This is a genomic window from Kitasatospora sp. NPDC058444 (assembly GCF_042721415.1).
Classification (GTDB): Bacteria; Actinomycetota; Actinomycetes; order Streptomycetales; family Streptomycetaceae; genus Kitasatospora.
Window position 1 is genome coordinate 1 of sequence record NZ_JBHXLL010000035.1, and the last position, 19,902, is coordinate 19,902.

Annotated in this window: 20 protein-coding genes; 6 read left to right on the plus strand and 14 right to left on the minus strand. The window is 70.4% G+C overall.

Annotated features, from left to right (window positions below):
- Positions 1 to 630: 630 nt before the first annotated feature.
- Positions 631 to 3,204: a Helicase associated domain protein gene (locus ACFWP2_RS28835; RefSeq protein ID WP_380456704.1), complete on the plus strand. Its 2,574-nt coding sequence runs from the start codon at positions 631 to 633 to the stop codon at positions 3,202 to 3,204.
- A gap of 112 nt (positions 3,205 to 3,316) precedes the next feature.
- Here ACFWP2_RS28835 and ACFWP2_RS28840 read toward each other — a convergent pair whose 3' ends face one another.
- Both ACFWP2_RS28840 and ACFWP2_RS28845 read right to left on the minus strand, forming a co-directional pair.
- Positions 3,317 to 5,146 carry an SIR2 family protein gene (locus ACFWP2_RS28840; protein WP_380456706.1) on the minus strand — a complete coding sequence of 610 codons (1,830 nt, stop codon included), beginning with the start codon at positions 5,144 to 5,146 and terminating at the stop codon, positions 3,317 to 3,319.
- A 445-nt stretch (positions 5,147 to 5,591) separates the two neighbouring features.
- On the minus strand, positions 5,592 to 7,043 hold the full coding sequence (locus tag ACFWP2_RS28845) for a hypothetical protein (protein ID WP_380456708.1): 1,452 nt from the start codon (positions 7,041 to 7,043) through the stop codon (positions 5,592 to 5,594).
- Positions 7,044 to 7,299: 256 nt separating this feature from the next.
- On the opposite strand from ACFWP2_RS28845, the gene ACFWP2_RS28850 reads away from it, so the two are divergent.
- Positions 7,300 to 7,437: a hypothetical protein gene (locus ACFWP2_RS28850; RefSeq protein ID WP_380456710.1), complete on the plus strand. Its 138-nt coding sequence runs from the start codon at positions 7,300 to 7,302 to the stop codon at positions 7,435 to 7,437.
- Between the two features lie 259 nt (positions 7,438 to 7,696).
- Here ACFWP2_RS28850 and ACFWP2_RS28855 read toward each other — a convergent pair whose 3' ends face one another.
- From ACFWP2_RS28855 to ACFWP2_RS28890, 8 genes are all read right to left on the minus strand, one after another.
- A complete protein-coding gene (locus tag ACFWP2_RS28855) occupies positions 7,697 to 7,897 on the minus strand; it encodes a hypothetical protein (protein ID WP_380456712.1) in 201 nt (66 codons plus the stop codon).
- A 268-nt stretch (positions 7,898 to 8,165) separates the two neighbouring features.
- Positions 8,166 to 9,266, minus strand: coding sequence for a hypothetical protein (locus ACFWP2_RS28860; protein WP_380456714.1), 1,101 nt, complete (start codon positions 9,264 to 9,266; stop codon positions 8,166 to 8,168).
- A gap of 252 nt (positions 9,267 to 9,518) precedes the next feature.
- Positions 9,519 to 10,058 carry a hypothetical protein gene (locus ACFWP2_RS28865; protein WP_380456716.1) on the minus strand — a complete coding sequence of 180 codons (540 nt, stop codon included), beginning with the start codon at positions 10,056 to 10,058 and terminating at the stop codon, positions 9,519 to 9,521.
- Between the two features lie 242 nt (positions 10,059 to 10,300).
- A complete protein-coding gene (locus ACFWP2_RS28870) occupies positions 10,301 to 10,822 on the minus strand; it encodes a hypothetical protein (protein WP_380456718.1) in 522 nt (173 codons plus the stop codon).
- 375 nt (positions 10,823 to 11,197) lie between these two features.
- Positions 11,198 to 11,878: a DUF1524 domain-containing protein gene (locus ACFWP2_RS28875; protein WP_380456720.1), complete on the minus strand. Its 681-nt coding sequence runs from the start codon at positions 11,876 to 11,878 to the stop codon at positions 11,198 to 11,200.
- A 270-nt stretch (positions 11,879 to 12,148) separates the two neighbouring features.
- Positions 12,149 to 12,703, minus strand: a complete 555-nt coding sequence (locus ACFWP2_RS28880) for a hypothetical protein (RefSeq protein WP_380456722.1) — start codon at positions 12,701 to 12,703, stop codon at positions 12,149 to 12,151.
- 41 nt (positions 12,704 to 12,744) lie between these two features.
- A complete protein-coding gene (locus ACFWP2_RS28885; RefSeq protein ID WP_380456724.1) occupies positions 12,745 to 12,939 on the minus strand; it encodes a hypothetical protein in 195 nt (64 codons plus the stop codon).
- A gap of 146 nt (positions 12,940 to 13,085) precedes the next feature.
- Entirely contained in the window at positions 13,086 to 13,622 is a 537-nt protein-coding gene (locus tag ACFWP2_RS28890; protein WP_380456726.1) for a hypothetical protein, read from the minus strand.
- A 71-nt stretch (positions 13,623 to 13,693) separates the two neighbouring features.
- Between ACFWP2_RS28890 and ACFWP2_RS28895 the strand changes: the two genes are divergently transcribed.
- The 3 genes from ACFWP2_RS28895 to ACFWP2_RS28905 all read left to right on the plus strand — a co-directional run bounded on the left by ACFWP2_RS28895 (position 13,694) and on the right by ACFWP2_RS28905 (position 15,452).
- A complete protein-coding gene (locus tag ACFWP2_RS28895; RefSeq protein WP_380456728.1) occupies positions 13,694 to 14,212 on the plus strand; it encodes a helicase associated domain-containing protein in 519 nt (172 codons plus the stop codon).
- Between the two features lie 408 nt (positions 14,213 to 14,620).
- On the plus strand, positions 14,621 to 14,746 hold the full coding sequence (locus ACFWP2_RS28900) for a hypothetical protein (protein WP_380456730.1): 126 nt from the start codon (positions 14,621 to 14,623) through the stop codon (positions 14,744 to 14,746).
- A gap of 67 nt (positions 14,747 to 14,813) precedes the next feature.
- Positions 14,814 to 15,452: a helix-turn-helix domain-containing protein gene (locus ACFWP2_RS28905; RefSeq protein ID WP_380456732.1), complete on the plus strand. Its 639-nt coding sequence runs from the start codon at positions 14,814 to 14,816 to the stop codon at positions 15,450 to 15,452.
- 418 nt (positions 15,453 to 15,870) lie between these two features.
- Here ACFWP2_RS28905 and ACFWP2_RS28910 read toward each other — a convergent pair whose 3' ends face one another.
- Together ACFWP2_RS28910 and ACFWP2_RS28915 are read right to left on the minus strand one after the other, a co-directional pair.
- Entirely contained in the window at positions 15,871 to 16,368 is a 498-nt protein-coding gene (locus ACFWP2_RS28910) for a Pycsar system effector family protein (RefSeq protein ID WP_380456734.1), read from the minus strand.
- Positions 16,368 to 17,087, minus strand: coding sequence for an adenylate/guanylate cyclase domain-containing protein (locus ACFWP2_RS28915; protein ID WP_380456736.1), 720 nt, complete (start codon positions 17,085 to 17,087; stop codon positions 16,368 to 16,370). Before ACFWP2_RS28915 ends, ACFWP2_RS28910 begins: the two co-directional genes overlap by 1 nt.
- Positions 17,088 to 17,456: 369 nt before the next feature.
- Here ACFWP2_RS28915 and ACFWP2_RS28920 point away from each other — a divergent pair, with 369 nt between their 5' ends.
- On the plus strand, positions 17,457 to 17,690 hold the full coding sequence (locus ACFWP2_RS28920) for a hypothetical protein (protein WP_380456738.1): 234 nt from the start codon (positions 17,457 to 17,459) through the stop codon (positions 17,688 to 17,690).
- A 484-nt stretch (positions 17,691 to 18,174) separates the two neighbouring features.
- On the opposite strand, the gene ACFWP2_RS28925 is transcribed toward ACFWP2_RS28920, so the two are convergent.
- The gene (locus tag ACFWP2_RS28925) at positions 18,175 to 18,639 is read right to left on the minus strand and encodes a hypothetical protein (RefSeq protein WP_380456740.1); all 465 of its coding nucleotides are present in this window, start codon (positions 18,637 to 18,639) and stop codon (positions 18,175 to 18,177) included.
- An 812-nt stretch (positions 18,640 to 19,451) separates the two neighbouring features.
- Positions 19,452 to 19,889, minus strand: coding sequence for a hypothetical protein (locus ACFWP2_RS28930; protein WP_380456742.1), 438 nt, complete (start codon positions 19,887 to 19,889; stop codon positions 19,452 to 19,454).
- Positions 19,890 to 19,902 lie beyond the last annotated feature (13 nt).

Genomic DNA, 19,902 nt, shown 5'->3' on the forward strand with positions numbered 1-19,902 from the left:
ATCAACACTCTACGTGTGGTGGGCAGCTTATGTTGTTTATAACAGACCCCCCTACGGGCCTTCGGCCCTCCGTTCGCGGCCGTCCTTCGGACGGCCGGCGGACCCGCTCCGCGTGTCCGCACCCGGGCTTCGCCCGGGTGGGCCCGGCGCTTCGCGTCCGGGCCGGCGCCACTCCGCTTCGCTCCATGGCGCCGGTGGGCTGATGTCTGATCAAGTTGTTGAGCTGGGATTTTGGCTGATCTCACGGCAGGCTGACTGAGGGGAGAGGTGGCGCTGAGGGGGCGCGTGCGGGACGGCTTCACTCCCTCTCGGAGTGGTCTAGGCCGAGATTCGGGCCCCATTCTGGCCGGTGGTGCGCTACTCTCGAAGTGCGAGTGACCAGTGCCGGTGTATCAGTCTTACCCTGTCATGAGATCCTGCCAAACACGGGGTCCGGATCCGCCGATTCAAGGATTCCCAGGAATTCTGCGCGGGACCTGATAGGCTATTTGAGGCCCGCTCGCAAATGGGCCCTTATTGCAATTCTGAACGGCCTCACGCGTTCGTCCGGCAATTGTATCAGAAACGCACCGTCAGTATTTCCTGCCAGATCCCGGGTCCGGTCCGGGGCATTCGAGGGGAGACCTTTCTGTGAGCGTGGAGACTTTCCTGGCCGAGGCTCAGGAGCCCGAGGGGATCACGCTGCGGGGGCACCAGGAGGAGGCCCTGGAGGCCATCGTGCGGGGGCTGTCGCAGCGGCCGGGGGTGGAGGTGCCGGTCGGGCTGCGGGTGAACGTGAAGATGGCCACGGGCACCGGGAAGAGCTACGTCGGGGCGGTGGCCGGACAGCGGATCGCGCCGCGGGGCTCCGTCCTGGTGGTGGTGCCGACCCTCGACCTGCTGCTGCAGATGATCGCGTCGTGGCGCAGGGCCGGCCGCGCGGGCGAGATGTACGCAGTGTGCTCGCTGGAGGCCGGCGAGCTGCCGTACGACGTGGAGCGCTCGACCAACCCGGTGCAGATCGCCTACTGGCTCACCTCCGCGGCCCGGAGGCACCGACCCGTCACGCTGTTCGCCACCTACGCCTCCACCGGCGCCATCAAGGACGCCTACCGGGTCGACCCCGCCCTGATGGGCGGGCCCGTGCCCCCGCTGGACCTGATGCTGTGCGACGAGGCCCACCGGTCGTCGGGATCGGTGGAGAAGACCTGGACGGTGGTGCACGACCAGGAGGCGATCCCGGCGGTGCGCCGGCTGTACATGACGGCGACGCCGCGGGTGTGGGCGCCGCCCAGGTCGGTACGGCGGCGCGAGGGCGCCTACCAGCCGCTGGAGGAGGGCCTGCTGTGCTCCATGGACGACACCGCGGTCTACGGGGAGTGCGTGTTCGACCTGGGGCTCCAGGCCGCGGTCGACCAGAAGCTGCTGGCACCGTTCGAGATCGTGGTGATGGAGCTGCGCGACCCGGTGAGGAACCGCGCGGCGGCGCGGCGTCAGCCCCTGCCGTACGGGCCGGGGGTGGGCGAGGACGAGGAGGACGACCAGGTCCACCCCGAACGGGTCGCCGCGATCCAGGCCGCGCTGATCAAGACGATGGCGGAACGGAAACTTCGGAGGGTCATCACCTTCCATACCCGCACCATCGAGGCCCGGTATTTCTCCGAGACGCTGAACCAGACCGTGGAACGCCTCAACGGCGAGGACCCGGACAAGTATCCGGAGGAGTTCTGGTCGCAGTGGATTTCCGGGGAGCACCCGACGGATTTCCGGCAGGAGGTCATCGGCGGCTTCGGAACGGCCGAGAACGAAGGACTTCAGCACGCTGTCCTCTCGAATTGCGTCGTCCTCGGTGAAGGGGTCGATATCCCGAGCGCTGACGGGGTGCTCCTCCGGGGCCACGGCTCGATGGTCCAAAACATCCAGCGGATCGGCCGGGCCGTCCGTCTCGACCCCGATAACCCGGATAAGGTCGCGTCCCTTCTTGTACCGGTCTTCCTCAAGGACGACGAGGAACCCGACGATTTCCTGGAGTCGGACTCCTACGCGCCCCTGGTCAAGATCCTCACCTCGCTGCGGGCCCACGACGCCAAGGTCGTCGAGAACCTCGCCGTCCCCCAGCACAGCGGGCACCGCACCAGCGGGCGCAGCGCCGAGGCGGTGCAGCCGCCCGGGCTCTCGGGGCCTGGCGGGAAGCCGTCGTTCAGCTTGCCGGTGCGGTTCCTGGCGCCGAAGGACCCGGATTCTCTGGCGCTTTTCGTGCGGACCCGGGTGCTGACCGGAGAGGGGCAGTACTGGCGTGAGGGGATCTCGCACGCCAGGGCCTGGCACCAGGAATTCGGGAATCTTGAGGTGCCCTATTCGGCGATGACCGGGAAAGAGGGGAAGTTCCCGCTCGGGAAATGGCTTTCGGGTCGGCGGGTGGAGTACGCGGCGGGTGATCTGGCGCCACATCGGGTCGACATGCTCGACGCGCTGGGGATGGTGTGGTCGGTGCCGGACGCGCGGTTCGAGGCCGGCCTGGACTGGGCTCGGGTCTGGGCGCGCGAGCACGGCGGCAGCCTGGCGGCGCCCGCCCGGGCGTCGATCGGCGGCTACCCGATCGGCACCTGGCTCTCCGCCCTGCGGGCTGCCGCCCAGGTTCCCGCCGACCAGGCCGGGGCGCTCTCGGCCCACCGGCGCCGGCAGTTGGAGGAGATCGACCCCTGGTGGTGCCCCGCCTGGCCGATCACCTGGCAGCGCACCTACGCCGCGGCCCGTCGGTGGTGGCTGGAGGCCGACGGCCGCGTCGACTGGAGGCAGCTGTCCGAGGATGTCGTCTTCGAAGGCGAGCCCCTCGGCCGCTGGGTGCGGGCGCAGCGGGCCGGCTGGGCCGAGCTCGACCAGGAGCAGCGGGACCTGCTGACGGCGCTCGGCATCGAGGAGGACCAGGAACTGGTGGCCGCCAAGGCCGCCGCCGAGGCGAAGCCGAAGGTATCCCGCACCGACCGGTTCCAGCAGGGCCTGGCGGCGCTCGCCGCCTTCGTCGAGCGTGAAGGGCACGCGGCCGTCAGGCGCCCGCACAAGGAGGAGATGGAGGCTGTGGAGGCTGGCCCCGGTGGCGAGGAGCAGGTGGTGGTGTCTCACTTCGCGCTGGGCACCTGGCTCAACAACCAGAAGAGCCGGCGGGCGAAGCTGACCCCGGGCCAGCTCGCGCAGCTCGCCGAGCACGGCGTGGAGTGGGCGTAGCGGGCCTCATCAGGGGTGATGTTGTGGCTCGGCGGTAGGCTGCCGAGGCCCTAAGAACGCGCTGGAGGCCGCCACCCTGATGGGTGGCGGCCTCCGGCCCGTTTGGGTCCCGTCAGTTCAGGTCGTTGGGGTAGAACGGCCCGGACCGGTTGACGGGCAAGGTGGTCGCGTCGATGCGGTCGACCCACTGGGTGATGTGGGTGGCCAGTGTCTGCTGCGCGGTGGTGATCCGGTCGGGATCACCGCCGAGGAACCCTGAGAGCAGCAGGGGATGCTGGGTGGCCATCAGCTGGGAGTGCGGATTGTCCCGGGGGCCGAGTTCGCGGTCGAGCCAGTTCGAGGCCAGCGGGCGGTAGTCGCCGCGCCATCCGGCGACGCGGAGATAGGGCGTTTCGACGGACTGCTGGGCGTCCTGTTGGACGAGGAGGCGCAGGTACTCGAACCGCTCCCACGCTTCGGTGAAGGCGCTCTCGTTGGCCACCACATGGCTGGTGAAGATGGGCTTGAGGTACTGGTACAGCTGCGCCGACGACGTGCGGAGGCCTAGGACGGTCTCGGGGCCCAGAAGGGCTGCGGCCGACTGGTCTTCCCGACGCAGGATGTCCTGGGCGCGGGGGCCGGTGAGCAGGCGTGCCACCAGAGGCCAGCGTTCGGCGGCGACGGCGGCTACCCCGGCGCTGTGCAGGAGCAGGGTGGCCGGCGCACGGCGCAGGTGGTTGAGCGAGGCCTGCCCGGTGTCCCAGGTGGTGGTGGCGAGGCGCTCGATGTCGGCGAACCAGTACCGGTCGGTGGTGTCGTTGCCCCAGTAGGCGGTGACTGCGGTGAGGGCGGCCAGCGTCTCGGTCTCGGCTTCCCATTCGGTGAGCCGCCGCCCGTGTTCGGCTTGCAGCTCGGGCTGGGGGATGTCGGAGGTGGCCGTGCGCAGCGGATGGTCGGCGATCCGGGCGGTTTCGCGGCGTAGGGCGTCGTGGAGGTTGATGGCGGGGCCCTGGCCGCGCAGTTCGCGCTTGGCGGTGGCGACCGCGACGGCGATGTTGTTGGGATTGTTGCGGTTACTCTCGGCGAGGGCCGTGACGGCGTCGGCGGTCCGGCTGAGGAAGCGGTCGGCATTGGCCGCGACGTAGGTGCCCTGACGGTGCTTCAGTAGCTCGGAGGCGGCGGCGGACAGGGGGTAGGGGTCGGCCCAGTAGGTGGCGAAGCGGCGGGTGGGGCAGCGCTTGAGGGCGGTGCCCAGGGCCGGGTCGTAGATGGCGGACCAGCCGGCGATGATGAGGCCGTACTCGTCGAAGACCTGGTCGAGGAAGCGGTTGACCTCCGGCTCGTACTCGGCCAGTTCCTCGGGGGTGTTGCGCATACTGGTGGGGTCGAGGTAGTCGCCGTGGAGGTGGACGACGACGCCTTGGCGCTGAGCATGCAGGGGAAGCATCCCGATCAGGTCGGTCGGGTGCCTGATGACGGCCGGGTTGAGGCCCTCGTTGCGCAGGGCGCTCTCGACCAGGTGGTCGAAGTTCAGGGTGATGATCACCCTGATGTGCCCGGAGGCGACCAGCCGGGCCAGGGCCCGGTGAGCGTCCGTCGGGCGCTTGAGGCCCTGCTCCCGCTCGGTCTCGTTCGGCTCGAAGTAGCTGCGCAGCAGAGCCTGGCGCTCGCTGCGGGTCTTGGCCAGGTCGTCCAGGAGGGTGTCGTAGGCGGGCTCGCGGTCGAAGCGGCTCACGTACCAGTCGTACGGCCCCGTGTCGGTGTCGGGTATCTCCGCGCCTTCGACAGTGGCGATCTTGCTGATCAGGTCGCACTGGACACCCCAGGCCGAGAGCATCCCGGAGGACACCGAGGCGCCGGCACCGAGCAGCACCGCGTACCCGCCGGGTACGGCTCGGAGACCGAACGCGAGATTCACATGGGGTTCCATCGACTGGTCGACCACGGCACGCCTCCTGGGCACGCGAGAGCAGGGTGGCCAGAGCTGACCACCCGCCAGCAGTTTATGTCACATTGACGAGAAGTGTGGCTGTCCGGCGAGCCTGCCCCCTGCTGGGCCACCTTCTGAGGCGCCGGACGGGAGTGTCCGTCGGCGCCGTACCGGCCGATCTCGGTGGGGATCGCGGCGCCCTCGACAAACTGCCCAACGCTCCAACCGGTGTCCAGGAGCAGACCGAGCTCGCCGCCGACGCGAACGGCGGCCGAGGCAGGGTCTGTGGCGCCAGCATCGCAGTCGGCACCGACACCATGGGCACGAGCCGGGATCGACCTGTGCCAGCTCGGGGTCCGGGGCGACAGGCCAGCCTTTCTCCAGCGAGGGAACGCGCCCCCTCCTGTGCCCGCGACTATGCCAGCGCGAAGGTGGACTCCGGTCCGGTTGGCGGCGCGAGCGTCCATCCGGTCTGGTCTCACATGAGGAAGAGCATCCGAAGAACGTGTTCGGCGCTCATCAGCAGGGCTCGCACGCTGTTGATGTCACCTTGGCCGGTGTGCTTGATGCTCTGAACTCTGCCTCTGATGTGGGTGTTCATCACGAGAATGCTCTCCACCATGCCGATGGCCACCTTGGCCTCCTCCTTCGAGGGGCCTGCGATGTATCTGATGCGCAGGGCGTGCGGCGGCTGCTTATCCGGGTCCGGCCAGAGCTTGCGGTCGAGTCCGGACGTGGGGAACCAGGCCTTCAGGACATCGTTCGGAGCGGCCTTGCGGAGAGTTCGGTCGAGTGCTTCGACGATGCAGCTGGCTGCTTTGTCGACAGCGCCCGGGCCTTGTCGCGCGATGTCGTCCCAGGCGCCGTCCAGAAGTCCGGGTACCGTCGGGTCGAACTCGCGAAGGTGAGCGTAGAGCTCGTCCACGACGTCCTGGCGGGCTTGTTGCCAAGGGGCCAGGATCTGCTGCTCGACATCGAAGGCGGCGTCATCGCGTTCGTCGGGATCCGCAGAGATTGCTACCTCGGCGGCCACGATGCCGAGAGAGGTCTGTCCAGAGACAAGGACGTTCTCGATGTGGCCGGGGGTGGGGAGCGGCGGAAGATCAGCGATGTAGTTCCGCCAGTGACCGACAGGTCGGGCGCTGAGATCTGGAGCGTCGGGGATACGGACCCGGGAGAGCGCGCCCGTCAGGTCGGCGTGGAGTTGTCCGATTTCAGTCAGCTGGGCCAGCGTAGCCGTGAGCGGGAGGGTGCGGTCTGCCTCGACCTGGAGGATCGCCTTCTGCGCCTGGATCGAGAGCCAGTAGCTGTTCTGGGGGCCTGCCGCCATGCGGGCTGCGTCGGCAAACGCGTTGCGCACTGACGCAGCCGGGTACCCGAGGACGGCCGACTTCGCGAGATCCACAAGAACCGGTCTTGCGTCCGCCCGACCGAACGATTCCGCAGTGCCGCTGAGCCCGAAGAGCCGTACCTGCTCGGCCGCTCCTCGGCCAAGCGACTCCAGGGTGGTATTCAGCCCTGAGGCCTTCAGCTGGCCCGCCATCATCCGGCTGACCGAATCCAGCGTGCCGCTCAGTCCGGAGAGCCGCACCTGCTCGGCCGCTCCTCGGCCAAGCGACTCCACGGCGGTGTTGATCCCTGAGAGCTTCAGCTGGCCCGCCATCATCCGGCTGACCGAATCCAGCGTGCTCTTCAAGCTTGCGGTCGCGATCCCGTGCTGGTCGAGGACCGACTGGGACTTCGATATGTCGGCGATCATGCGGTGGATGGGCATCGCGACTTCGGCCAAGCTCGCGCCGATCGCCGCCTGCGCCCCAATGGTGTCGAGTCCAACAACGTCGTGGGAGGCCGTGGAGCTGGACAGCGGGCGTGTCCGTCGACGAACTGGCGTTGTTTCCGTGCCGTCGGCCGGCGTGGGGTCAGGTCCCATCTGAGCTCCTCGCTGGGGGAAGCGGTGCGTCTCAGACGGACACCGCCATTCGGACCACCCTACGCGCGGGGTCCGACATTCTTACTTCTCGCACCGGGCCCGCCCCGCCCTGCCCGAGGCGCCGCGCACACTGGAACGTCGTCGTGTGCGGCTGAGTCCGTTCAGCCATCCACGACGGAGGGGATCCTTCATGACCACACGCAGTTCACGGCAGCGCCCCGCGCCGTGCACCGGCAGGACGAACCGGTACTCCCGGATGGCGACACAGCCGGAGCGGCCGGCCTGGCGGGATCCGGGCCGGATGCTGGGCTCGGTGCTGTCGAACACCGGCGCCGGGGCACTCCTCGCCGCGGTGGTGTTCCTGGTGCAGCACATCGAGGTGACCTGGCGCTGACACCTCGGCCGGGGCCGGTCCGCTGTCCGCTTGGGGGTTCGGGCGCGGACCGGCCCGTCCAGTGTGCGCGGGTCGGAGAGGCACGGCGGTCCGGGCGGGTCAGGCGGTGTCGCCGGCCCAGTTCCAGCAGCGCGGGTCCGAAGATCGTGGCTCGTAGCGGGCACGGCCACCGGCGCCGAACTTCCAGGTGTTGGTAGCCGTGGTGACGACGGCATAGCCGTCGTCACCTGGTGGGGATCGGCGGAGATCGGCGGCTGGGCTATCGCAGGCGCAGGTTGCCCCTCGTGTCCACGATGATGGTCAGCTCTCCGTCGAGGCTGTCCCGGAGGATCTTGGCGAGCTGCGGCCAGTCGAAGGGATGTCGGGGAAGCGGGAGCACCGCTCCCGAGCCGGGCGGTTCGAGTCCGCCGTCGCCCCAGGTGGAGTCGAACAGGAACGCATCGGCGATCGTGCGCGCCATGCTGGGCCCTTCTTCCGGCGAGGTGGCCGGGCGATCACCATAGATCTGCCTGTGACCTGAGGGAAGGGCCGCCCGCGGCATCGCCCCGGGTGTTGACAGTGCTGGAAGGCGGTGCGCCTGCCGGCCACCGGCCTGCCAGGCACCACCGCGCTATAGCGGGTGAACAAATCCTCGCTGTGCCAGGCCCGCGCCCGACTCGGCCCGGAGCCCCAGCAGGCGGGGTCGGCAGCCAGGGGGCCGGTGGCCGGAGCGAGCTTCCCTGAGGAGACTAGAGCGGCACTCCGAGGCGCGCCCACTGCGCGTGGACCTCGTCGAGCGCCGTCCGGTGGCGCTTGCGGCGCCGGCCCAGCATCAGATCGGCCACCACCTCGCGTACCGCCGGGCCGTCGAGCTCCAGCACCACGAGCAGCGATTCGAGGCCCGCCGCCATCTCGGCCGGCGTCGGGTAGTCCAGGTCCTCCCCGAGGAGCAACAGCGTCGGCCGCAGCGCGGGCCGTGGGTTCGTCTCGTCCTCGGCCGCGGTGCGCAGTGCGGCGGTGACGTCGCGTAGGGCGTTGAGGGCCCAGGCGGGCAGGGGGTAGAGGACGGCCTGGGTGGCGGTGTCTGGCGGGGTGTCGGGGAGGCTGGCCGCGAGGTCCTTGAGGAGGTCGGCCGCGTTGTCCAGGGTCAGGGCCGGCAGGGGGTAGTCGTGCGGACGGGCGCGGGCCGCGGCGGCGGCCAGGCCGAGGACGTCGGCGAGGTAGGGGGCGGGCCGGATCCAGGCGGGGGTGCCGGGCAGGATCCTCGGCAGGTCCAGCACCAGCGGCCTCGTGCGGACTGGCGCCGTGGTCGCGACGGTGCGCCGGCCTCGGCGCCAGGGCTCGCCGCCGGGCGGGAGGAAGACGCGGCCGGGTCGGGTGCGCAGGTCCTCGTGCTCGGCGGCGGCCAGGTGGCGCAGCAGGGTGGAGAGCTGTTCCTGGGTGTGCTGGCCGGGCGGGGCGGAGGCCGCGACGGTCAGGGCGGCGTCGAGGTGCCCGGCGATCTCGGGGGTCCAGGTCCTCTCCTGGACGTTGGCGCGCAGCCGGTCGACCCAGGTCCGGTGCTCGCCCTGCGGCTGGGGGGTGATGAGCCAGAGGCGGAAGAAGTCCTCCATGATCTGGGTGGCGGGGCGGTGGTCGAGCATGGTGCCGCAGGCGTAGTGCGTGCGGTCGGCGGCGTCCCGCGGCCGCAGGTGGTGAAGCCCCCCGAAGTCCCGGGCGAGGATCTCTCCGTGGTGGCGGCAGGAGTAGATCACCCATCGCAGGCGCGGGGGCTGGTGCCGGCTCTGCCGGGCCGTGGCGTGGGTGGCGGGCGCCGGACAGTGGGTGAGACGGCGGACGGTCGGCGGCACGGGGGCTCCTCGGTCGTCGGGGCGTGCTGCGGGGGTACCCCGGCGGGTAGTACGGCGCGGCCGCGCGGCCCACCAGGCCGTCCTGACGGCGTAACCCGGGCTGGCCCGGCGCGGGCCGGCCGCACCGATCCGGTACGCGTCCGGCGCGCGCAGTGGGCGGGCGGGTGGCTATCGCGTCGGCGCCGGCTGTCTGCCGCACGCCCGGACCGCCGAGCGGGCTACCGTCCGGCGCGGCGCTGGGTACCGCTTCGCCTACAGCTGGACCCCGAGGTGGACCCACTGCGCGAAGACCTCGGTGAGCGCCGTTTCGGTGCCGGCCTGCCACCGGTTCAGGGCCAGGTCGGTGGCCGCGGCCCGTACCGCCGGGCCGTCGAGGGCCAGGACCCCGACCACCGGCTCCAGGTCCGCCGCCATCTCGGCCGGCGTCCGGACCCTCGGGGGGTCCAGGCTCTCCCCGAGCAGCAGCAGCGTCGACCGCAGGGACGACTCCTCGTCCCCGGCCGCGGCGTGCAACGCCGCGAGGACTTCCCGCAAGGCCCTCAGGACCCAGGCGGGGAGGACGTAGAGGACGACCGGAGGCGCGGTGTCCTGTGCGACGGCGGTGAGCTCGGCGGCGATCTCGCCGACGGCCTCGCCCGCCGTCTCCAGTGTCAGGGCCGAAAGCGGGTACTCGTGCGGGCGGACGTAGGCCGCCTTGGCGACCAGGGGCTCTTTGTCGTCACGGGGCGAGTATCCCGGCCCCGTGGTGTCCGGCGGGCAGCTCCGGCGAAACCCCCTCCCCGCCGAGGACACTGCGGTATCCGACGGGGGCGGGGGCGCTCAACACCGACGGAGGCTGCCGGAACGACAGCGCGGCGAGCCGGACCGCGGCCGGACAGGCGGCACCAAGACAGGCGACGGCCGACACAAACGGGGACGGGGGACGGGGACGGGGACACAGCGGGCCGGACGACGGCCAGGCACTCAGCGCCGAGACGAGCCGGACGCCGGGCGGGACGACGCGCGGGCCCGCGGCGCGCGCCGGGAGGCGGCTCCTACGGGTGCTTCCAGGGTTCGTCGGGTGTGGTCATCGGCATGACCGCTCGCCGGTAGGCCGTCTCGGCCGCGGCCATCGCGGCCAGGACGCGCGCTTCCAGGTCCGCTTCCCGCTCGCCCGGGTCGACGAGCGACTCGGCCAGGGCCAGCGCGAGGTCGACCTGGTCGAGCGCCGACGGATAGTGCTCGGCCAGTACGTCGTAGCGGTAGTCGTGAGCGCTCCGGAGTCGGTGGACCCAGGTGCGCCGGCCGATCTCGCCGGTCGGCGGCTCCATGTCGGGCAGCCAGCCCCGGTGGTGCGCGTCCATGATCCGCTCGAAGGGCCGGTGGTCGATCACGGTGCCGCACTGGAGCGCCTCCGTGGCCCGGAACATGCCGCCGCAGCTGGCCGCGCCGGCGACGTACGCGACCCTGCGCCGGTGCGCGCGGCAGCCGAACGCCTCGAAGCCGCCGCCTCGCAGCCGGACAGTCTTGTACACGGCCAACTCGGTGCACGCGTTGAGGTTGCGAATGGACGGCACGGCGCTCTCCCCGGACTCGGCTCTCACGCTCTTGGACCGGAGACTAGACGCGCGGCGGCCACCGCTGCCTTCCAATGGCAGCACCACAAGCCCGACATCCGTGCTACAGGCTCGGCGGGGTTGTCGGTGTGACAGTCGGCGCCGCGCCGGAACGCGATCCGACCAACTGCTGCCGGGAGCCTCATGCCAGTGGCTGATAGTGCGGCGCGGCCGCGCGGCCCGCCAGGCCGTCCTGACGGCACGCCCCGAGGCATCAGCTGCCTCGGGGCGCCGGCAACGTACGCTCCACGCCGGTGCGGTCAGCCCTGCTGGCTGACCGCACCGGTCACGCGCCCGGGCGGATCAGAGGTCGGCCACCACCCGCACCGGGTGCTGCTACGCGCAGGTGTCGAGCATGTCGGCCAGGGCCTGCTGTTCGCTGGCGGTAACGTTGAGGTGGTAGAGGCTCTTCATGTGGACCCACGCCCGGGAGTAGGTACACCAGTAGGAGCGAAGCGGCGGGCGCCACGCCTCGGGGCCCTTGTCGGCCTTGGCGCGGTTGCTGGCGGCGGAGACGGCGACGAGCTGGGGGTCGACGAGGTCGTTGGCGAAGGCCTTGCGGGTCTTGGTGTCCCACAGGTCGGCGCCGGAGCGCCAGGCATTCGCGAGCGGCACCAGATGATCTACATCGAGATCTTTCGAGTTGGTGAAGGTCTTGCCGTCGTACGGGCTGGTCCAGACGCCGGAGACAGCGTGGCACTGGTCATCCTGGGCGACGTCCTGGCCGTCGCGTTCGAGGACGACCTCACGGGTGTCGCAGGTGCCGTACTGGAGGGCCCAGTGCGGGAACTTGGCGCGGCTGTAGCCATCCATGGAATGCGGTTCGGAGACGGGCAGATCGGCGAGTTCGTCGCGGGCTGTGTAGACCGGCGGCGGTTCCGGAAGCGCCCGATACGAGGCCGTCGCGCGGACGGCCGGGGCGGAGGTCTCGGCGTAGGCGGGGCTCGCGGCCGACACGGCGGTCAGGGCGAGTGCGGCGAGGAGTGTGGCGGTACGGCGCCACGTGAAACGGATCATGAGGCCACGACTACCTGATCGACCGTCTGATGAGGATGCGTCACCCGGCGGTCGGCGTGTCACCGCTCATGTTGACGCGGCCCAGGCGGCCGACCGGGCCTGGAGGTAGGCGGTCCAGTCGGTGGCCGCTCGGGCTCGCCACTTGGTGGCGGTAATGAGGTGGAGGCCGAGCATGGGGGCACTTCACGCTGATCGAGACCGGCACCCGGTGACAGCTGGCCGGCTGCAGGAACCGGCACCGTGCTGCGCCGCCGACGGTACGACTGGTGGTCAGGGGTTGTGGCCGTCGCGTACGACTTCTTCGGCTTCTTCCAGCGCTTCGAGGACGGCCTTGCGGACGTCGGGGTGGGGGTGGGTGGCGTGGCGGTGCAGGAAGTCGAGGATCTGGGGTGCGCTGTCGGCGAGTTGGGGGACGAGGAAGCAGACCCCCCGGAACTGGTCGAGGTCGGCCGGGTCTGCGGTGCGCAGGATGTCGGGGACGGCGTCCAGAATCCGGGCCCGGCAGTACGCGGCGGTGTCGACCGCTCTGCCGCCGACGAGGACCGTGGACCCCGGGGTCCTGGCGCTGAGGATCTCCTCCAGAGTTCCCAGCGCAGCGCTGTTCAGCCGCCCGCCGGCGCGGGCGTGCGCGGCGAGGAAGTCCGCGCACGCCGCGGCCGCGGTGTAGAGCTGTCCCTGGTTGGAGACCTGGCAGTAGAGGACCGAGCGGGCTCTGTGGCTCTCCTCGGGGCTACCGGTCACCAGCCGCTCCAGATATTGGGGGAGCTCGGAGGTCGGCCGGCTCATGGCCTTCAGGGACGACCAGTCCCACGCCTGCGTCATCACGTGCTCGACTCCTTCGCCGACGGTAGAGGGGGAGGGTGTGTTCACCACCCGGGCACCCAGGCCCGGACTTCGGAGTGCCGGATGCCGACGTCCTCGACAGCGCTGCCGGTCTCCATCGTCGGCGGCATGACGGCGTACAGGTTCCCGGTCTCCTCGATCGTGCGGGTGAGACGGACCCGGGCCTGGGTGAAGCCATCGAAGGCGATACCCACCAGAGCGGTGGCAGCAACGGTCACGGGCTCACCCTAGAGGTGGGCCCGGTCTTTGGGCGATCGGGTTCTTGCCGGACCCCGCTCCCCGTGTCAAGGCGGGCACACGGAGCCACGGCTACGGGCCTGCGGCGGCGCGTCTGTGGCCGGGCCGCGGCCCGGCCGCAGACGGGTCACTCGACCGAGGCGTCGTAGTGGTCCGCGTTCTCGGGGACCCAGGGGAAGTGGGCCCACGGATATCGTGCGGGCACGTGACCACTCGGATCGAACGCGAGGACCGCCTCGATGAAGGGCTGGGGCGGCCTGTATCCGTGGTCGATGACGTAGTGCCCGATGAGTGTCGGAGCGGCGAACGCTCTTCCCGGCCTGTCCGGGATACGGATCTCACCTGTGCCGACACTGCTTCGCTGATGTCCGGGCCGTGGCTTGTACGACTCGGGTGGCTGCCTGTCCGAGGGCGGGCAGAGCTCGCACTCGTGGAGGCCCAGCATCTCGTTGACGGCCTGCACGGCAAGGACAGCCTCAAGCCGCTGGACGAAGCCCGCCGGCGCCGCGCCGCCGGCCCACGGCCGGTCGCCCGACAACCAGCCGACGTTCACGCGCTCGTACGGGGGCTCGAACTTCAGAAACCGATAGCCCGTGGTCATGTCGGTGAAGGTCTCTCCACCGTTCCAGTAGGTGTAGGGAGTCATGTCCTCGTAGAACGTCACCGCGTGTTCCTACCACCTGAGCCTGCAACCGGTCAGCCCCGGGGCCGTCGTTCTCATGGCTCTTCCCTCTGGTGTGGTGGTGCCCGCACTGGCCAATCACCTGGCAGCGCTCCTACGCGGTGGCCCGGCAGTGGTGGCTGGAGCGCGACGGGCGGGTCGGCTGGGCGCGACTGCCGGTGGAGACCGCGTTCGAGGGCGAGGCGCTCGGCCGGTGGGTGCGGGCGCAGCGGGCCGGGTGGGCCGGGCTCGACCAGGAACAGCGGGACCTGCTGGCGGCGCTCGGCATCGGGGAGGACCAGGAGCTCGCCGCCGCACGGGCGGCGGCCGCGGCGAAGCCGAAGGTGTCCCGCAGCGACCGGTTCGCACTCGGGGTCGCCGCACTCGTCCAGTTCGTCGAGCGGGAGGGCCGCGGGGTGCGGGTGAAGCGTCAACACGTCGAGGAGTTGGAGCTGGTGACGGTCGGGGCCGGTGGCAAGGAATCGGTGGAGACGGTCTCCGTCTCGCTCGGCACCTTTTTGAACAACACGAAAGCCCGCCGGGCGAAGCTCACACCGGGCCAGCTCGCCGAGCACGGCGTCGAGTGGGCATAGGACGCCACGGGAGACGTCGGTAAGCGGTCGGGCCGGGCTTTGAGTGCACGGTGGCCGTCATCCTGCGGGGTGGCGGCCACTGGCGTTCCCAACCCTCTGGGCCGGGCGAAGCCGTTTGGGTGCTTGGTCGGCCGACACCGGTCGGACGGCCGTGAAACAGAGAAGACCGCCATTGAACAGGGCAGTCTCAGGACGAGTCTCAAGACGAAATGGCTGTGTTCGACCCGCTCACTATGGTTCTCAGTGACGGGATCGGCCGCCGCCTGAAAAGGCGACGGCCCCCTGCGCCAACAGGGAGCCGTCATCAGAACGCACTGACAACCGGCCATCCGTCCAGGAGGAATCATCAGTACTGACCACGAGCCTACGGGCATCACCGAGCCGACGGCACCCCCGGCCCGTGCGGCCGTGAGCCGAGCACGACTGGGCCGTCAGCTCCGCCGCATCCTCTTCTTCAGCTACGTCAAGGGCGCGGCCACCGCCGCCGGTGGGGCCACCATCACCCTCGCCCTCCTGTGGGCGCAGCGCCACTGACAACTAGCGAACGAGGCGGGGGACCATTCATGGTGCCCCGCCTTCCTGCTCTGACCAAGGAGGGAACGTGCCCACCCAACGTGGCAGGACCGACGTACCGATAAGCGCAGGGGGTGCCCAGTTCGCAGAGCTGGTCCGTGAACTGATCAGCACCACCGGGTTGAGCGTGACGGAGCTGGCTGAGGACGCGGCCGTGCCACGGTCCTCGCTGTACAAGGTTCTGGCCGGGCAGCGGATCCCCAGCCGCGGGTTCATGGATCTTCTGAGCTGGTCCCTGGAGAAGCACAGCACGCTGCTGGGACAGGAGCGGTCTGTCCTCATCGAGCAGCTCCTGGAGCTTCACCATGAGCTGCGCAGGGCGCTGCCTAAGCCCAGGAAGCCGGCTCCCGCCGTGCACGTCGAGGTCCTGCCCCAGCAGGTCGAACTCGCCGCCGCCTTCACTGCCTTCCTGGAGGAGTTGGAGCGGCGGGAAGTCGATCTCTGCGCGGACAGCTGGATCGAGCGGGACTGGCTTCGGCGCTACGCCCGGGGCGACAATATTCCGTCCTGGTCCACGCTCTACGACTTCATCAACCTGCTGGAGAAACGCGGCGTCGAGGACGCCAAGAACCTCGTCTACCCGCTGCAGAACCTGGCTGAGGCCGCTCTCCGAGCGCGTGCTGAGGCACGGCGGTGGGCACGTGTGCTCGCCGGAGGCGACCCCTGAAGCACCTCAGGGCGCAGTGCTGACGGTGACCTGAACGTGCTCGTCGGCAAAAAGCGAGCCGAGCGCCACGGGGCACAAGCTTGACCAGTCCGCCTACCGCAACCGGCACTTCGAGTTCATCGACGTCGAACTGCCCGCACCCGGCCAGACCGTGCCGAGGCAGCAGACGAACAGCCTCAGCATCAGGCAGGCCGTGGGCCGGATGATGGGCCTGGACCGCATGTAGAAGCCCACCGGCGGTGGCCACGCCGCAGGCGCCGCTGGGTCGAGGACCGGCCCGCCACGTTCCCGGTCCTGTTCCTTGATCCGTACGGCGCAGCCGCCGGCGACCGCGTTCCGCGGCACCACTGGCGGGTACCCCGGGGATGCATCGCACTCCGACCGGTGGGCCGGCCTCTTCGTGGCCGGCCCACCGGGTTCAGGAGAGCATCCAGGCGGCGAAGACGAACAGCGCCCCGAGGCCTGCGGCGGCGAAGGAGTGCTGGACGAAGCGGTGCTTGCGCCAGACGATCTTGCTGGTGTTGACGAGCTGGTGGCTGAGTACGGGGAGGAAGTCCTCGTACTCGAAGGCCTTCTGCAGGTCGTCCGGCTTCCAGTGCATAAGGTGGCCGAAGTACAGGAAGTTCCCCCGAGCCTCGGCCTTCACCTTGCCGGCCCGCAGCCGGGGGGAGACCACCAGGATGGCGAGGACGGCAGCGGCCAGGAGCAGCAGGACGCCCAGCCACAGCATCACCCGCAGGGCGGGTTGGTCGATGCGGGAGAGGAGCTTGTCCTTGTCGCTGAGGGCGACGATGCCGGCGAGCGCGGCGGACTCCAGGGTCAGGGCGAAGCCCGCCTTGGCGTCCACCCGGGTCGTCCACTCCCCGAGCGCGGTGTGGACGCGCCAGGCCTTCTCCTCCGGGTCGGATATCCCCATCAGGGCTTCCACTGCCAGGAGGACTTGTAGATCGTGATCTCCTCGCCGCCCACCTCCCGGCCGAAGGGGCCTTCCCACATGGAGTCGCGGTTCTTGCCGCCGTACGAGACGTCGTAGCCCATCCCGTCGTAGACCTCGGCGGTGATGTACGTGTTGTACGGGTGGGCCCGGACGTCGCTGAGCTTGGCGGCGACGTTGGGCGCCCGGCCGATCGAGACCAGGTCGCTGTTGTTCATCCGGACGCCGCCTCGGACGACCAGGGCCGAGCCGGAGGCGATGCCGGTGCAGTGCTTCAGCTGCCAGCCCTTGGTCACGAGGGAGGGCAGGTTGCGCTCGACCGTCGGCCGGACGATCTCCTTGACCACGTAGTTGATCTGGAGGGCGCACTTCGCGGCGGCGTCGTACCGGCTCTCGCCGACGAAGATGGCCATGACCCGGTCGCCGTCGAAGCTGCGGATCTCACCGCCCCGCGCCCTGATGACCCGGCAGACGGCGTCGAGGTAGCAGCGGACGACCTTCGCCGCGGTCTTCGGCGGGAACTCCCGGGCCAGGCCGGTGGAGTCCGCCATGTCCGCGTAGAGGTAGACGGCGTCCAGCTGGACCGCGCCGTTCTTCAGCGTGACGTCCTCGGTGCGCGGGACGACCTTGCCCGTCCTGATGTCCCAGTTCGCGCTCGCGATGGTCGTCACGGCGCTCTGGATGTCGTCGGCTATGCCCATGTTCCCCTTCTAGAAAACGGAGTTGAGTGGTCCGCTCGGAAGGTACCAGCCGGGTCCGACACCTGGGCCCCATCGTGCACGCAGAGATGTTCAGGCCATCCGCTTCGCCCCGGGGCGCTCGTCCCGCCCGGGCGCGGGCGGGGCGTTCCGCGACCCCGCGATCGAGCGGTCCCGGGGCATCAGACCGCGGCGACCGCTCGCGGCGGCGGGCACCCGCTCACCGCCGGCACGAACGAAGGAGCCAGAGCTCCCGGCAAAGGGCGCAGCGCCCGCCTTCGCGCGCCGGACTGCGGGGGTAGGCGACACGGCCCGTACTCGCCCGGGGGTGGCGGCGGGGATCCGTATGGGTGTGCGATCTACGATGTGGCGGTGTCCGACACTGACGACTTCCCTCTTGACCTGCTCGAACTCCAGCGGCGCTGGTACGTGGCTGAGGCTGCCTGGGCCGTCGACCCCAGCGAGGAGAACCGCGCGGCGTTCAGCGCCGTGAGCGCCGAGCTGCACGCCCACCCCTACTGGGCCGGTACGGAGGACCGGCACAAGGCCGCGATGAAGCTCAAGCAGGCCGGCCGCCCGGAGGCCGGAGCGCCGCCGTCTGTTTGAGGAGCGGCCACTGCGCCCGTCCCCGTCTTGGCCTTGGGCTCGCGTTCGACGCGGGGAGCGGGCACCGGGGTGGCCGGCGAGCGAGGAGGGCAGTCAGCGTCTCGTCGGGATATCCGGCCGCCGGCCGCTCCATCTCCTGCCCTGCAGCCCTCCATCGCCGTCCGGTCCGCGAGGCAGGTACGGCGGTAGGACGCCAGTCGACGGCCGGGGCGGTCCTGGGCGGTGGCGCGCCGTCGGCCACCGGGCGGCAGGCCGCTCCGGGCAACCCGCTCCGGCTGCCCCGGGTTGCGCCGACCTGAGTGCGGGCTGCCCGTACTCAGGTCGGCACGATGGCGCGGATCCGCTCGCCCAGCCATCTACCGTGCGCCGACGGCGCCGAACCCGAGTCGCCGGACTCGTCGCGCGCACCCCTCGTGATCGGCGCTCTCGACGCCTGACGTTCGACGCGGGAACCGCGCCCGGCCCCGACTGGGCCGAGACGGTGTCATCCCCCGGCGTCAGCGGTCCCATCGGGCTCACCTACCGACGGCGCGAACACGTCCCCGACCGACCCGAAGGACCCGGTGTCAAGGGGGTCGGGACCAGCGGCCGGATCCGCCGTGATCTCCTCGGGCAACCCCGCTCCCCGGGTCCAGTCGGCCAGGGCCCTCACCATCTCCAGCACCACCTGCTGGCGCCGCTCCGGCAGGAACGGCCAGCAGATCCACGCCGGTGCGGACAACACCACAACCACGACCACGGGCAACACCCTCAGTCCGGCCGCGGCATACCGGAAACCTACGAAACCCAACGAAAAGCCAGCCTCAATCCGCGCACAGCGCGGGGTCAGGCCCTGCCTGATCTTTGGCTCAAACTCGGGGTCAAACAGTGCCCCGAGGCTGGAATTGATCAAATTGCAGGGTTTTTTTTTGAGACGGCCGTTGGGGTCGGCGAGCGCAACGGACGACAAGCGGGCACAAGGGCCCGTACGAGAGCGTAGAGGGCAAGCCGCCCTCGGTCCAACTCGGCCCTGTGCACGGCACCACAGTCCTGTTCAGTCCTGCCCGACATCACCCGCCGAGCAGCCCTGAGCAGGGCCGTTGAGTGGGGGCACCCGGCCGGTGATGGCCCCGGGGACGATGTGCGTCTCTCGGGTCCGGCGGGCGCCCCCTCGGGCAGGTACCCGGCCATGCGGACCCCAGCCGCAGGACCGGGAACGGCCGCGGTGTCAAGTCGGTCCCTGCTGCCCAGCGGGAGAGACGAACTCGGCCCCGGGAGACGAGGTGCGCGCGGCATAGTGCGAGAGTGACCGCGACACCGAACCCCCTGACCTGCCCGCCCGCCGACGCCGCCACGCACGGCTGATCGCTGCCCTGACCGAGCTGATCGGCGCCGGCGCGGCCGGCGAGGTCTACCGGCCGATCGCCGCCGCCCTGCCCGACCAGGAGGCGGTGGCAGTGACCCTCCTGCCATGCCTCCAGGTCTCCCTCGGCGCCCGCTCTGCGTCCCCGGGCCGGTGCTCGGGGTGGCCGGGGTGGGAGCGGGAGAACGGAACTGCGCTGGTCACACCCCCACAATAAATCGAACATGCGTTCCCATCAGGCGCCGGGCACTGGCCCCCGGCGGCCAGCGCCAGTTAAGCAGCAGGGCGAGGAGGGTGCGGGCTTCGCGGCGGCGCTGCGAACGTGAGAAGACCGCCCCGGTACGCGCAGGGTCGGAACAGCGTCTGCTGTTCCGACCCTTTCGGTATGCACGGCCCCAGCCCGTCCGGAGCCGAAGCGGTCAGGCGCCGTGATGGGAGTGCGCGATCGCGAGGATCTCGGCGTACACGGCGGCGGTTTCGGTGCCGGTCAGGTTCGCGACCTCCTCCGCCGGCAGCGCGAGGGCGTGGTGCAGGAGCACGATGTCCTGCTGCCGGGGGGTGAGGTGGGCCAGGGGCCGCAGTGGGCCGGGGCCTGCGAGGAGGCAGACCCGGTGGCGCAGGGCTTGCCAGGCGAAGGCGCGGGGGTTCGCGGTGCCGACGGCGTGGGTCCATTCGGAGGTGAGGTAGTCCTGGGTGGCGCGCAGGGCGAGGTCGGCGTCGGTGGGGGCGAGGAGGAGGTCGGCGTAGTCGCGGTAGAGGTGTTGGTGGAGGTCGTAGAGGGCTTGCAGGCCGAGGTCGTGGTGGGGTCGGCGCTGGCCGGCGGGGGAGGCGGTGGGTTTGGGCGGTGTGGTGGGCATGGTCTCTCCCTCC

Coding starts and splice junctions, on each gene's coding strand:
- ACFWP2_RS28845 (WP_380456708.1), bottom strand. CDS start 7,043: ATGGGACCTGACCCCACGCCGGCCGACGGCACGGAAACAACGCCAGTT.
- ACFWP2_RS28910 (WP_380456734.1), bottom strand. CDS start 16,368: ATGGGGATATCCGACCCGGAGGAGAAGGCCTGGCGCGTCCACACCGCG.
- ACFWP2_RS28930 (WP_380456742.1), bottom strand. CDS start 19,889: ATGCCCACCACACCGCCCAAACCCACCGCCTCCCCCGCCGGCCAGCGC.
- ACFWP2_RS28850 (WP_380456710.1), top strand. CDS start 7,300: ATGGCGACACAGCCGGAGCGGCCGGCCTGGCGGGATCCGGGCCGGATG.
- ACFWP2_RS28855 (WP_380456712.1), bottom strand. CDS start 7,897: ATGGCGCGCACGATCGCCGATGCGTTCCTGTTCGACTCCACCTGGGGC.
- ACFWP2_RS28875 (WP_380456720.1), bottom strand. CDS start 11,878: ATGATCCGTTTCACGTGGCGCCGTACCGCCACACTCCTCGCCGCACTC.
- ACFWP2_RS28915 (WP_380456736.1), bottom strand. CDS start 17,087: ATGGGCATAGCCGACGACATCCAGAGCGCCGTGACGACCATCGCGAGC.